At 60.1% G+C, this 14,531-nt stretch carries 10 protein-coding genes; 2 read left to right on the top strand and 8 right to left on the bottom strand.

What is annotated here, in order from left to right; all coding sequences use genetic code 11:
- Positions 1–10 precede the first annotated feature (10 nt).
- Positions 11–1,258 (bottom strand): DUF7159 family protein, encoded by a 1,248-nt coding sequence (locus ABIE52_RS30815; RefSeq protein WP_151098091.1) that lies wholly within the window; start codon positions 1,256–1,258, stop codon positions 11–13.
- Positions 1,259–1,393: 135 nt separating this feature from the next.
- Between ABIE52_RS30815 and ABIE52_RS30810 the strand changes: the two genes are divergently transcribed.
- Complete coding sequence (locus tag ABIE52_RS30810; protein WP_178377323.1) at positions 1,394–3,232, top strand: serine aminopeptidase domain-containing protein; 1,839 nt, start codon at positions 1,394–1,396, stop codon at positions 3,230–3,232.
- 128 nt (positions 3,233–3,360) lie between these two features.
- Positions 3,361–4,461 carry a lipase family protein gene (locus tag ABIE52_RS30805; RefSeq protein WP_192712314.1) on the top strand — a complete coding sequence of 367 codons (1,101 nt, stop codon included), beginning with the start codon at positions 3,361–3,363 and terminating at the stop codon, positions 4,459–4,461.
- Here ABIE52_RS30805 and ABIE52_RS30800 read toward each other — a convergent pair whose 3' ends face one another.
- The 7 genes from ABIE52_RS30800 to ABIE52_RS30770 form a co-directional block, all read right to left on the bottom strand.
- Entirely contained in the window at positions 4,462–5,847 is a 1,386-nt protein-coding gene (locus ABIE52_RS30800; protein WP_230587543.1) for a glycoside hydrolase family 71 protein, read from the bottom strand.
- Between the two features lie 254 nt (positions 5,848–6,101).
- The gene (locus ABIE52_RS30795) at positions 6,102–7,883 is read right to left on the bottom strand and encodes a tyrosine-protein kinase domain-containing protein (RefSeq protein WP_192712313.1); all 1,782 of its coding nucleotides are present in this window, start codon (positions 7,881–7,883) and stop codon (positions 6,102–6,104) included.
- Positions 7,880–9,295, bottom strand: coding sequence for a capsular exopolysaccharide biosynthesis protein (locus tag ABIE52_RS30790; protein ID WP_007728846.1), 1,416 nt, complete (start codon positions 9,293–9,295; stop codon positions 7,880–7,882). The genes ABIE52_RS30795 and ABIE52_RS30790 overlap by 4 nt, the downstream gene beginning before the upstream one ends.
- Complete coding sequence (locus ABIE52_RS30785) at positions 9,292–9,921, bottom strand: SGNH/GDSL hydrolase family protein (RefSeq protein ID WP_354541568.1); 630 nt, start codon at positions 9,919–9,921, stop codon at positions 9,292–9,294. Before ABIE52_RS30785 ends, ABIE52_RS30790 begins: the two co-directional genes overlap by 4 nt.
- A 172-nt stretch (positions 9,922–10,093) precedes the next feature.
- A complete protein-coding gene (locus ABIE52_RS30780) occupies positions 10,094–11,530 on the bottom strand; it encodes an oligosaccharide repeat unit polymerase (protein WP_007728850.1) in 1,437 nt (478 codons plus the stop codon).
- The gene (locus ABIE52_RS30775; RefSeq protein ID WP_192712312.1) at positions 11,527–12,831 is read right to left on the bottom strand and encodes an MATE family efflux transporter; all 1,305 of its coding nucleotides are present in this window, start codon (positions 12,829–12,831) and stop codon (positions 11,527–11,529) included. Before ABIE52_RS30775 ends, ABIE52_RS30780 begins: the two co-directional genes overlap by 4 nt.
- A 166-nt stretch (positions 12,832–12,997) precedes the next feature.
- Complete coding sequence (locus ABIE52_RS30770; protein WP_007728853.1) at positions 12,998–14,260, bottom strand: hypothetical protein; 1,263 nt, start codon at positions 14,258–14,260, stop codon at positions 12,998–13,000.
- Between the last annotated feature and the right edge of the window lie 271 nt (positions 14,261–14,531).

Raw genomic sequence — 14,531 nt, 5'->3', positions numbered from 1 at the left:
GTCTCTGTGTTCAGTACCTCCACGAACGCACCAAATTGACCGGTGCCCGATTCCGCTCGGTCAGTGGATCGATTGCTCTGGTCGTGGTCGGCGGCAGCAAGTCGGAGGTAGGTACCGGCGCGACAATTGCCGTTGTTTGCGCCTGCGGCGGTTCCGCCTGTGCAGGATCCGAAAACGGGCGCAGCACCGCCCACGCGAGGAAGCTGGTCAGCGCAACCATCGAGAACCCGACGCCCACAAGGATTTGCATCCTCCCAAGCCCACCAGCAGGTAGCGAATCCGATTCGGTGTCTTCTTCGGTTTCACCGACGCTGTGCACCACGGCCTGATCGGAAGACATTTCTACAGTATCCGTTGCGATTTCCGAGTCGGAGACTGCCGAAACCGCGACTTCCGAGCTGGGGTGCTCCTGATGTAAGACCTCGGCTATCAATGCTGCGCCCTTGGCCGAGGCGAGCTCGGGCTCGGCCGGCCTGATCACCGGTACCGAAAACTCCCGCGCGAGTATCTTCTCCACCAGTGAAATTCGGGCGCCTCCTCCGACGAGAACCAATGCGTCAGGGACACACCGAGCGCGTGCCGCAACTTCTCGAATCACCATCAGCGTGTCTTCGACTTCACGCTTGACAACCGAATCGAAACGGATGCACATGGATTCGGGAACGGGCATCACCTGCGCACGACGGGAGCCACTGGCGAGATACTCCTTGACTTCGCGGGCGTCGAACGCTGAATCAGCGTCGAGGGCTGCATCAACAGTGGTTGCGGGAAGTAACTCCGCGACAACCCCGTCTAGCCTGTCACCGGCGAGTGCCGTCGACCGCGTGGACGCGATGGTTGTCGCGGTCCCGATCTCGATCATCGAGACAGTCACTCCGGTTCGACCGATATCGAGAACTGTAAGTAACCGAAAACCTTCGGCCGCACCCGAAGTCCGTACCAACGCGACAACGGCAACCGCTTCCGGCACCGTGACAACGCCCTCGATACCTCGGGCACGCAGTTCTGATTCGAGCGCTACGTTCTGCCGCTCGTCGGGAACCGAAATGACCATCCGTGACGTGTCCCCGCGAACCGCAGCAACTAGGTGAATCGCGGCTGTCCGGACCGGAGAGGCGTCGTATGCATCTACAGTCCGAGTCAGGAATCGACCGCTCGTGGATCCGGTTTCCGGCTGGGGGTCGGCCCGAACAATACGAACCGAGGCAGCGCCCAACGACGCACCGAACACTGGATCCATCGCTGTACGCACCCCCATATCCAACTCTTGCACTGTTCATCCGCCGCAAAACATACTTGCGGTATGTTATCTGTAGCGGGAAGTTTACCGGATCCTCTGGAAACCGGAGAACTACGCGAAACTGGCAGGCCGAATCAATGTGTGGAGAGGTCCTTGAACAAATCGATGGCCAACATGACAACCGTGATGTCCGCACTACACGCACCCAACCCCACCCTGCTGGCGATCACCACCCGGCGCCTCCGCGACCGCCAGACACCGACCGGGATTCGCACGATCGACACGTGGATTCCGGGCCCTGGTGATGGGGCACTGTTCGCCTCGGTTCACCTGCCGTCGGATGCTGCCGTGCGTGGTGCCGTGGTCATATGTCCACCCCTCGCGAAGGAACACATCAGCGCTTATCGGGGACTGCGCCAACTCGCCCAAGAACTTGCCGAGCACGGATTCCTCGCTCTTCGTTTCGACTATGAGGGACAAGGAGATTCATCCGGTCGGCAGGATGACCCGCTAGCAGTTGCGCACTGGCAGGCCAGCGTGACAGCAGCCGTTTCGTACGTGCGGCGCACAGGTATCGAGTCCGTTGCCGTCGCAGGTTTGCGTGCAGGGGCCCTACTGGCCGCGTCCACCGTAGATACACTTGGCGACCTACGTGCGATGGTCTTGTGGGATCCGGTCATATCCGGTAGGGCCTATGTTCGAGAACTGACGTCGCTGTACCGCGTTTCGGTCGACGACGACCCCCACCACGACGATTGCACATCGATCGTCGGCGGCCTGCTGGCTTCCGCAGCGGTGAATGACCTTTCCGGACTTGACCTCAGCACGTTCGATCCGAGTTCGTCGACGAAAGTCCTCGCCGCGATTCGCCCTGAATTCGCTGATTCGCCCCGCGTGGTACGGATGCTCGAGCGATCCGGTGCTGAACGCATATTCGTCGAACGCCAGAATCAGTTCGTTTCCCCCAGCAGTTTCGTACTCTCGGTGCCTACGCACGACATACAGCGGATTTCGAGTTGGGTGTCGCGACAATTCGGCGAGGACAAGACTTCCGTCGATCCAGAGATCACGTCGGCGGCGCATGTCGCGACGGCTGACGACGGCGAAGAAGTCTGGGAAATATTGGAACGACGGTCCACCGGATCACTATTTGCAATCTCCACCGCATCCCGCACGACCGCGAGCCACGCTGCCACAGCGATCTTTCACAGCACCGCGAACGAGCACCGGATCGGGCCGGCGAGACTGTGGGTCGAGTCCGCTCGAACTCTCGCCTCGCACGGTATTCGCTCGATTCGCTTCGACAGGATGGGCACAGGAGACAGCGGCACGGTCTGCACCGACGAGAGCACGCCCATCGTGTCTCCGGAAGCGCGCCGCAATGTGTTGGATCTCGTCGACACTCTCGACGTGCCGCCGTCCCGCCGGATGCACGTCGGAATGTGTTCCGGCGCATGGATGGGCGCCTTTGCAGCAAGCCAGCGCGGCGCAAGGTCCGTGGTGCTTCTCAACATAGTGAACTGGTCGATCAACAATCGCCGACCACCAGTGAAGAAAGCACACGTCGATGCAATGGAGTCTGACGTTGCAAACCGAATTTTCCTCGTGGCCAGAACAATTCGCAATTCCGGACGACGAGCTCAGCGGTACGTTCCCTACCCGGTGTGGCTCGGTCTCGGTTTCCTCGGATTGGTCAATGCCCCCGAGTCGATGCTTCGGACCTTGACCCGCCGCGGGACAAAAACTGCAGTGTCACTCTCGCCGGAAGACGAAGCGTGGTTCGAGGCGAACAGAGGCCGACGAGGTATAGCGCGTCTTTCGAGATCGAGGAATCCTCCACAGGTCTTGTTCTCAGGCTCCGGCGATCACAACCTGTTCCATCGCAGTTCGCGAGAACGCGTCCGCCGGTTGATAGTTGCCTCTGCACTCGATGCGTTCGGAGACCGAAAACTCGCCGTGTCGAAGCGCGATCAGGAGCGACTCGGAGCATGATGCGCACGTCTACCCGGGACGGAATTACAACGTCGTCCCAAGTATTTGTAGTCGTTGCAGCGACAACCGTGGCGCTTCTGACCGGTTGCACTGCCCACACAGGGCCCTCAAAACCGACTCCTACGTCCGTGCCTCTTCCCTCGATCAGCGCCGACGCCGTCGCGGCCAGAGGCAAACTGGAAAGTGCGTCCGCGTTCGACGAAATCGATCCACTGATCGCCGACGTGGGCGCGACTGCCCACCAGATCACGTACCGATCAACTTCAGGTATGGACGGAAGCTCAACGGTCGTGTCTGGAGTCGTCTTCGTTCCGGAAGGCGATCCACCACCCGGCGGGCGGTCTGTTGTCACCGTCGGTCACGGCACAACGGGAGTGACTGCGGAGTGCGGACCTTCGATGTACCCCAATCTCCTGGGTTACGCGAGCACGATCGTCCCTTTGATGAAACTTGGGTTCGTCGCAGTCATGACCGACTACCAAGGATTGGGTCCGGCAGGCGGCATCAACCCGTACCTCGATCCGAACACCAGCGCATTCAACCTGATCGACGGAGTTCGCGCGGCGCGAGAAATGGTCCCGGACACGTCCGGGAAATGGGCAGGACTCGGCGTGTCGATCGGCGGGCAGGCGACATGGGCGGCGGCAGAGTTGTCCGGTTTCTACGCGCCCGAATTGAATTTTGTCGGATCGGTAGCGCTGGCTCCGGCGGCAGATCTTTCCAAGCTCGCCGACTTGGCCCAGTCGCAGTGGCTGACGCATGAACAGCAGATCATGATGTCGTACGTAGTATCTGGGCTGACCATCGCTCGACCCGGCACCGATCCAGGCAACTACCTACACGGCGCGCTGGCGAGCAACTCTGCGATGTGGCTGGCATGTGCGGGTCCGGTGTTGAAAGAACGCGGCGAACAAGCATCACGACTGAATCCCGCCGATACCCTGCCGAACTCCGACGAGGCCGGAGCAGTCTTGCGCGACTGGCTCATATCGATCGCCCTTCCGCAGCGTCCGGCCGGAGGACCACTCTTGGTCATCAACGGCGACGCTGATCAGACGATCCGCCCGCAGTGGGTGCAAGAGGCCGTCGACAATGCCTGTGCGTTCGGCGATTCGGTGCAGCACATCGTCAGGGCAGGCCAAACTCACAATAATCTGGATCCGGGGTCCGAGACCGCAGTCTGGCTCCAAGCGCGCTTCAGAGGCGAGTCACCGCCGTCGGACTGCTGATTATCGTCCAAAACTCGAATCGACCAGGTACTCCATGTTCTGAACCGCAGGAGTGGACACGACGTCTGAATGTGCCTTCGCCGAAGCCACTTCCGCCCCGTTTCGAACCACGCTGACCGAGACGGCGCCGACCGCCGATGGAACCGTGCAGATGTCCATCCCTGTATCGGCACTGCACGTGGTCGTCGTACCGCCGACCGTAACTTTCACTTCGGCACCTTCGACCAAGAAGGTCAAAACCTCGATCGTGTCGCGAACCGGGGACGACCCCGCACGCAGAATCATCGGTGATACCGAGGGTAGTGCGGGTTGCGCGGACGACAGCTGGTTCCGATAGGTGACGTACGCGATATCACGTGCAATCGCCGGTGCCGTTCCGGTCTTGAACCAGTCGACAAAATATGCGTTCAAATCGAGCAGCGCACGACCGTGCCCCTCGCTCGGTGCAAACGCCGTACCTTCGCTGTAGTCGTTCCACGAAATTAGTTGCACCCATTCGCTATCCGATTCGCGCGCAATCTGCCAGGTGTTTCGGAGATTCCCAGTGTTCTGCGCTTCGTCGAAAACCGATTGGCTGGGACGCGCATCCTGGAACGAGACCGACTGCATCCATATCTTGCCGAGAGCGTGCGCTCGGTTCACCTGATCCAGTGGCGAGCCGATCCCGGTGTCCGTCACTGGATTGAAGGAAGGGTTACGTCCACCCCACGTCGACATTCCATAGCTTATCGACGCGAATGAATCCATATTCGTGGTGGAGTTCAGGAAGAGTGGAACAAAGGCCACCTCGATCCCGTAGCGGGCCTTCATGATTTCGAGAAACTGCGACCACCACGCCGGGTCGTGTTTCTCGGCAAGAAAGGGCGAAATCACCACCCGGTTGTCCGTCAATCGAAAAACCGACGGCGATGACGCGTACTGCGACAACTCGCCTGCCAGATTCGCGGGGTCCAATGTGCCGAGTTCGCCGTTCATATCCGGCATCAGCATTATCTCGAACGCAGGATCAACCGCAGCCGAAGCGGCGAGAAGTTGGGACGGAACGGACGAGGACCACAACGGGTTCGACGACTTCGTCAGAATGTCAACCGAGAACCCACTGATTCCCGCGTCGATTGCCTGCCGCACTTCATCTTCGAGATCTCGCTGCCTCCACTGTGGGTCAGCTGAAACAGGCCGTGGTTGCGGTCGGTCTCGAAGAAACCCTCCGAATGCGGCGTATGAACCTCGTTCACCGTTCGGATTGAGATACTGCGTGGCGTAATAGTCTTCGCCCGACGGTAGGTTGTCGATCGAAAGGGGATACGGCGGGAAGTAGTGCGCAAAGACCATTTTGCCGGTCGACTGTCCGTTGTCCGGAAGCTCGACGGCGGGGTGTGATGACACCGCCGCGTCAACCCTCGCGTTTGGGTCCACTCCATCAGAGAGCCTGAGGCCGGCCACTACGAGAAGCACTGACGACACCAGCGCAATGCCGATGGCAACTGCACGAAATTTCCTGTCCCGCGAACCTTCGATACTCACCCGTTTCCGTTTTCGAGCATCGGCGTTCACCGAATCAGCCACCCCTTCTCACACACGGCCTTACGCCGCAATGTCCGGTGACGTTGACATCCCGAACCTGGAAATCGAATTCCAATTCAATTCTGCTGCACAGAATCCGAAGCTTGCGGCGGGTGATTCGACCTGGAATCGGAATCGCCGTTCCCACCGAGTGATCTTACCTGCCGCTTATCGGTCGGCAACTCGTCACTCGAGAGGTTCGCCTTATGCGCGACCTTTGTGCGGAGCATCGAGCGAGGGATCGCCACTGTCGGACTGTCCAGATCACTGCGCGTGTAGCGCCCCTCAGTCTCCGCCGGCTCCCATTCGTCGAAATCGATGCGCATATCTTCGGCCGGAGATTCGGCCGAATCCCCCGAATCATGCTTGTCCACTTCATTCTTCCCCGTCGATCCCACACCTGGTTCTGCGTGTACTACCTGCGCGCCGGCTCCTCGTTCAACGGGAGGCCACGCGCCGACTGGTTCATTCGATGCATCATTCACCGGAGGCTCGTTCGCCGCAGGCTCGTCCACCACACTCACACGGCTGCGGACCTTGACCAAGCCACCCCGTCCGACACCCGACAGCACCGCGCCCAACAGGTTCGCGCCGGCAGCGCGCAGCGTGGTCGCTGCGCCTTCCACCTCGTCGACCGACGAAATACTCTGTGTTGAAACAAGAACCACGCCGTCGACGACTGAGCCGATCACAGCCGAATCGGAATAGAGCGACAACGGTGGACCCACGACGATCGTGTATTCGAATTTCTCGGAGGCTTCCGAAAGCATCTCGCGTGCCGAGACCGATGCGATGGCATCACCGGAATCGGATCGTATCGAGCCGGCGGGCAGCAGAGTCAATGAGCGACCGGGTACCTGAACGAGCACGTCCACGAGCGGAATCGCACCGGCCAGCACGTCGGAAAAGCCGACTGCCGGCTTGATACCGAGGTATGAATCCAAGCTCGGCGACCTCAAGTCACCGTCCACCAACAGCACTCGACGTCCCGCTTCGGACAGGACAACCGCGAGATCGGCTGCGATGCACCCCGCAGGCTCCGAGTACCGAGGCGAGGCGATGAGGACCGAACGGATCGCGTCGGCACTCGGGCCGGCGAACTCGATACCTGTCCTGAGCTTGCGTATCGACTCGGCATAGGCGGTCGCGCCGTCGGCGGGGAACGTCAACGCGCGAAATCCCCGCGAGGCCGATTCCGGAACTGTCGCCAAAATCGGTACACCTGCAACGGCCGAGAGCATGGAAGCGCTTCGAACGGACCGGTCGAGTCGCCCAAGGAGCACCCGGACGCCGATGCCGACGACCAGGCCACCGATGAGGCCGAACAGGGACGTCATCACGAGATTCGAACCCCCACTGGCATCTTCAGCGTTGGCCTCGGTGACCACCTGGACGGAGGTATTCGGACGGCCACCACCGTTAGGGGTCTCCAACTGCCCCACATATTGTGCAAAATTCTTCGCATACGCATTGGCGATACCGGCCGATCCTTCGGCCGTCGAATCCGTGACCGAGACCTGCAAGAGCACAGTTTTCTCAACTGCTGCCGCCGAAACCTGCGAGGCCAACTCATGTCCGCTCATTGGAAGACCCAGGTCGTCGATCACCTTGACCGCCAGATCGTCGCTCGAAAACAGTTGGGCATAGGTCGCCGCTCGTTGCTGAGAAAACAGATCGCCCTGGTAGGCGCCAGCCGAGTCAGCACTGATCGGCGAGCCGATGAACAGCACAGTTGTCGACGTGTAGGACGACGGACTTGAGATGGCCATGAAAGCACCGAGGATCAAGCCGAGCACCGCGAAGACAGGTAGTGCCCACCCCCGCCTCAGAATTCGCGCGGCAGTGCTGAGTGCATTCATGTGTTCGCCTTTCTTGGAGATCGCTGTGTGCGTGTGTCTCCGTCGCGCCGTGGCGTGTAACTTGCCACCGAGTCAGTTGTGTCTGGCCGATTCACGGGCAACACTGCCCCTCGCTGCGTTCGGCGCGTGGTCGTCAAGAGGACCGAACCTTCGATTTTCGCTCCTGCGATTTCCAGATCGTGAATCTTCGTCATCACCGTCTGCATGTTTGTCGAATGAGACTGAACGACAAGGATTATCGAACGGCATACCTTGGCCAGTCGGCCCGAGTCGGCGTACTGCGTCCCGCCGGAGTCGAAAACAACCACTACGTCGAACCTGGCACTCAGATCTCGCAGCATGCGCCTGAACGACTCAGACTCGAAGACTCGCTCCGGAGTTTCGGTCGGCGAACCGCTCCGGAGGAGAGTCGGATGCAGCGGTGTCGAGATCAGAACATCATCGAGGACGCTGTCCGACATGACGATGTCGGTGACCCCGAACTCGATATGTGCACGCGAGGATCGGAAGTTGCAGTCGACGAGAACCACCGAATACCCCAGAGCGCAAGCAGCATCGGCGATGCCGCCAGCTGCGAACCTGCTGATCTTCCCCTCGTCGGCAGCGGTCACGAGCACGGGTGACGCGGGCGTACCTGACCCGATGAGATCTCGGTTGAACTGCAGTCTCTCAAAATAACTTCTCGATGCCGACTGAGCACCTTCCTCGGCGGACAATCCCCTGTCACCGAGGTACGGGATCGACTCGAGCACAGGTAGACCCGTCCAGGCCGCTAATTCGTCGACACCCTGAACTGCTCTCGACCTCGCAGCAGCCAAGATCACACCAGTCACTCCAACCAGCGATCCGACGACCAACCCCAGAAGAACGTTCGGAATCGTCTGCGGACCAGCCGGGCTCGTCGGTGCTGACGCCGTGACGACAGTCAGCGGCTGAACCGTCGGGATCAAAGTCCCACTCGGCGTCTCGAGTCGCCGGATCGTCTCGTTCATCTCATCCGAAGCCGCGTTCGTCAGTTGCAACGCCCGGTCTGCGCTGTCGGTGGTGCCAGAGATTTCGAGCAACACGGTGTCGGGCACAACGCGAACCGAAATGCTTTCGACGTCACGCAGACCACTCTCGCCCAGACGACTTGCGACGCGGGCCGAGAAGTCGGCACCCTCCGCCAGACGCGTGTACGTACCCGCTCGTTGCTGCGAGAATTCGTCACCTTGGAAAGGGCTCGAATCGGCATTGCCCAGAGTGGTCGGTGTACCCCACCCTGGCGTGGTGAGAAAGAGCTGGGTCGAGGACTTGAAAGTGGTCGGCGTGAGCAATGTCAGCAGAACGCCTACCAGCAGGCCGAGCAATGTCGAGATGCCGACGACAACCCACTTGTCACGAAGGACTCCGAAGAAGCGGGACGGGTTCATCGCAGAATCCCCCCATTCGGCGCGCCCTCGCGAATCACACCGGAGGCGGTCAGCGATTCCACCAGTTTCTGAGCAATCACTGCGTTCCCCACTGCATTCGGGTGCACACCGTCCTCGAATTTCAGTGTCGTGAGGTCCACGTCGGCGTACCAACCGTCGGCAACAGGATCGATCACGGTCGCGGCAACCGATTCCCCGTAACTTCGCAGTGCTGATACGAATTGGTCGTATCCGTCGTACGGCACAGGTGTGACGTATGTCGGCACGATGATCACCAGACGCGCATCCGGCCATGCATCCCGGACGGTATCGATGTACGACGTCATGACGGGAAACAAATCCATCGGACTCATGTGCAGATCGTTTCGCCCACCGTCCACGAAAATGATGTCCGCTCGATACCGCTCGATCGACACCTGTAGTCGATTCTCGAATCGTGTTGTAGTTCCCTGATACTCGGGTGCGCCGTCGTTGGTGAAACCGGTGCTTCCCTGAGCATCGACATTGCAGTCCCACCCCATCCGGACGCAGATGATTCTCGGGTATGCCCCGAGCCCGATTCCGTTGATGCCCGCAGTGAAGCTGTCGCCGAACCACATCGATGCCGGCGCTGTGTCCGGCGGCAACTGAGGAACCGTTGTCTCTGCTGTGAGGGCGCGGACCGGCCGTTTCCGGCAGCCGAATTCTGACGCACCGCCAGCGCCGTCGCACAAACGACCAGTACCACCAGCAGAGCAAGGCCCACGAGTTCCAGCGGGCGACGGGCAGAGATTCTCGACGAGAATCGGTTCGTCCGAGTCATCGAGTCACCTCCCGCCGTGAGACGAAGAATGCACAACCGATGATGACGAGGAAGTACGACATCGCTTGCAGCAGTGATCCTCTGAGCAGAATGATCAGGTAGAAGGGCAGGATGCAGGCAAGGATCGTCGGCGCCCTGGACTGGCGCAGCGACAGTTCGATTCGCCTGTCCTGAATCCCTGCGATCAAGCCTAGAGCAACCATTCCGACAATCAGCGCGATCCACCCACCGTTGACGAACAGCTCGGACCACAACGGAGCAGAAAGGTTCTTGACCGTGTAGTTGCGGCTCTCCGCGAGCAGGATGCCCGTGTCCGTAGCTTTGCCGGGCCAGATGGTCCGCGGAATCCAGAAAAGAACAACTCCGAGTGCCTGCTTGCCATCGGTAACCCCGTGCGTATTCACAAAGTTGACGGTGTTGTTGACCTGCGCAAATGCGTCGTAGTCCGGAGACGTGAGCGATTCGAGAGGCGAGCTTGTCTTGAACTGTGCCGACGTGCTGTACCTGAACGCATCGGCGAGCGGAAAGACCAGGACAAGTGCAGCCACGGCAAGCAGGGCAACCACACGGAAACGACCACGGGTCGCGAAGAGTCCGAAAAGTGCCGCCACGGCTAGTGCTGCAGTACCGAACAGATACCTCGCACTCGAGATCGGATTGAAAGTCAACAACAGCACGGCTCCGAGCACGATGGCGCAGAGAAGAAACAAACGATCGGCTCCCGGATTCTGATCACGGTATTTGACCACCGCGATGAATGCGACAAGCAAAGACATCATCGCGACGGCGCCGATGATGCTGGCGACCGTGGATTGCCCCAGCGACGCACTCGCCTGCTCCACCACGGCACTTCGGCTCGACAGAAGCGTCCCTACACCAAGTTTCTTGATGTAGTACGCGTTGGCGACCAGGGCGCAACCGGCAAGAATCAAAACCCGAACGGGATCCACACGCACGCTTGTGGCGTTTCCCCATCGCGTGTCTTTGATTCGACGCCACACCGCTCCGGAGAACACTAATCCCACCAGGAAGCCGCCGATTCCCAGAAGGACGATAGCCACCGCTGTCGAGTTGAGGGACGGATCCACTCGGGGCGTCGTAGGAGGAATCTCTCGCAGGCGGAGCTGGGCAAGTGGGGCAAGACCCATGAAGACATAGGTGAAAACCCAGAACGACATCTCGACGAGCCGACGAAAGCCCTCGCCCACAATCCACGCATAGCGCAGTCCCGAAATCGTGGTGACGGCAAGTACCGCCATCCATACACGCCCTGGCGGTGTCGGAGTGAACTCGACGACTGCGAAAGGCACGATGATCACCATGATCACCGCGGTCCAGATCGCAATCAGCGGTGGCATCAACGAGTCCTGCCGCCCGACGTCGAATTCCGCGAACTCGTGAGGCTTTGTCCGCCCGCTGGAAATTGTTTTCACGTGGTCGTCCCGGCCAGTGCGCCTGTTCGTGTTCGGCGCAGATCGCCTGGTTCGGCACGATCAGCAGTGGACGGCACGCTCGCGGGGTCTTCACGGCCGGAGTGCTTCCGTTGGGCAGCGACCACCAGGCACACCGCAACGAGGACGGACGAGACCGCCAGCCCGATCGCGACTCCGACCGCGGTTCCCGTGAGGGCCGCGGCCGCGCTGCAGATGACGATTGCCGTGAGACTCTGGACAATTCGCAGCTTGAGCAGTCGTCCGCTGGCTCCTTGAGTGCGGTAGAGATTGTAAACACCCGCTATCCAACAGATCGCCGCGTACTCGAGTCCGAGAAACGGCAGAACATGGCGAGCCTCGGCCCAGGACTCACCTAGAACGACTCGGCCGAGTGCATCTGGAAGGAAGGGAGCGGCGAATCCGATCGTTGCCGCCATCGCAGATGTGAGCCACGCTGCATAACGCAGTGTGCTCCACACCTGGCGCGCGGTATGGCCGGCCCGCACCGATTCGGGAATGACGATCAGTGGAAGAGAACTGATCAGCACGGCGAACGGCCCCAGGACGGTCACGGCTCCGCGTAAAGACGCGGCAGCCACCGTTCCGATGAAGGCCGTGGACACCGCGACGATCACGATTGCAGCCAGTTGGTCGATGCCACTCTCGAATCCGAACCGGATTCGATGAGTCCAGAACGACGCCCACCAGCGATACAGACCAGTCAGTCGCGGTAGCGTCTGTACGCGAATCATCAGGTAAACGAGTGCGAGTTCTCCGGCGACGGACCACAACCAAATCATCTCTGCGATCGAAAGTGCCTCTGGTCGAATCCAAGTCACGACAAGCACACCGAACGCCGCACTCGCCCACAACGCGTCGCTGAAGAACGCGTGTTCCGGTTCTCCCATCGACATCGCGGTGAACCGCAAGGCATCCTGCGCGAGAACAACCGGCGCGGCAACGGCGTATGCAATCCCCACCTGCGGTTCGTGAAGGAAAACCGAGACTCCGAGGGCAACGATCCCAACCAGGACTCCGAAGGTGGCAGCACCCGAGATCGCATGTCTGCTCTCCGCGCGAATCCTGTTGCGACTGTGGGCACTCATCAACAGCAGGGGTGTGCCAACTGCACCTCGAACGAATCCGAGCGCAGCCGTGAGGATGGAGAAAGCAAGGATCGCCAGACCGAACTCACTGACGGAGGACGGTCCGGCCATCGCGAACAGAATCAACGCGTTACTTACGCTGGACAGCACTTGGTCACCCGCACTGAACAGCACTCGCAGCTTCAGACCTGCCACGACCCCACCTCCCTTGCACACGTGGTGTCTCCAGACTGAGATCAAATTGAAACCGTCGGTCGGCTCAGTCCACCTGAAACAGTCTATAGGATTGTTTACTGCGAAGTAGCCGGGGTTGCCTTCGTGCATTCCTCCAGAGAGAGAACCTCCTCCAGACGAACCTTCTCTAGTCGAAGTGCGAGCCAGTGTTGACCGCGATTCGAAGCCCGAGGTAGGCGGCCGCAGCGTTGACGGCCGAACGCATCTTCTCGAGATCGACGAAATTGCCCGAATGGCTGTATGTACAGTCGGCGTAGCGGCCCGTCGTGCGCATGTTGGACGCGAGAACTGCCGGCTCGAGTGTCTGCATTCCCCTCGCGAACGCCAGATCACCACCACTGAACGCATGATCTCGATCACCGGGCACCCGAAAACACGACATTGTAGTTGCAAGCACCATCGGGGACGCCACGCCATCAGGGTCGGCCCGGGACCGACTATTGCGCCGTCCGACCAACTCCCCAGCAGCACGCCGGACGAGCGCCTCGCCGGAGCGAATCCTCGACCGAACCTGCGAAGCCACTTCGAGGGGACTACTAGCTGTCCAATCTGCCCGGAAAGGAATGTGACTGAACGCATTCCCCCCTGTCCTCGCCAGTAGGGGCGATGCCGATCGCAGGTCGACAACCACGTGATGAGTGACGTCGGGGCCGCACTCCAGAGCCGCGAGCACTGCGCAATAGAAATACACGGAAGGCACACGGGTTCCAGGTGCTGCAACCAAACGAACGGAGAGCCACCACCCGCGAACAGGTTCCGTGGATACGGCCGAGGACGAGATTGCGTTTCCCGATGCCCGCCGACTCACCACCTCACGCTGGAACATACTTGTACCACTGAGGATTCGCCTCAGGGACGTCGCGGCAATCAAGGGATTGGTCGACGCCATCAAAAGCCCGGCAGCAACGATCCGACGCTTCGACAATCTGCGCACAGCGGGAGAGCGCGGACCAAGCGCCGGATCCAGACCCGACAACGCAAGAAAGAGTCGTTCTGATTTCGGCATGAAGACCGTCTCGTCACCAAACATGTGTGAATAGATCAGGCCGATCATGTTGCGCGCAACGACGACAGTGATCTCGCGAGGGTCACTGAATCGTCGCGCATTGAAATACTTGAACAATGTCCGGTCGAATACCTCGACGCCTATCGCCGAAGACACGTCGGCCACGCGCATTCCTTCGACGGCACCCAGTCCGTGTAACGAGGCAGTAGGCGAACCCTCACCAGCGGTACGCATCTCGAAAATCAGGGGGAAGACCCCGATACCCGCTTCGAAAGTCTCCGAGATCCACTCGTTGACAACGGCTACGACACCAGCTCTATCAACTGGGCCGAAGGACTCCTGCGCGTGACAGCAGTACGTGCTTGCCAGCGGATCGACCTTCACTTCATCCCTCCACGATCACGTGTGCCCGAAATTCAATCCTCACCGACCAATTTCCCTTCGTTCGCGGCAAAACAACCGTGCGCCGGTTTCAGCGAGTTTGCAGAACCTCCGAGGGAACCCGCGGCCGGATCGAAATCTCCGCCTTCCGCCAGTGCGCTCCGCCACATTCGAAATTGCCCAACGAGGCCAGTCCAATCCATCACCCTGTTGCAACCTGCTGGTTAACACTACGCGCGCACAGGCTCGCCTCCATCTGATGCAGCAACATCGC

Origin of the sequence: Rhodococcus sp. OAS809 (assembly GCF_040546695.1) — a bacterium.
Classification (GTDB): Bacteria; Actinomycetota; Actinomycetes; order Mycobacteriales; family Mycobacteriaceae; genus Rhodococcus_F; species Rhodococcus_F qingshengii.
Note: the sequence above shows the minus strand (reverse complement) of the source record. Positions and strands in the feature narration are given on the sequence as shown.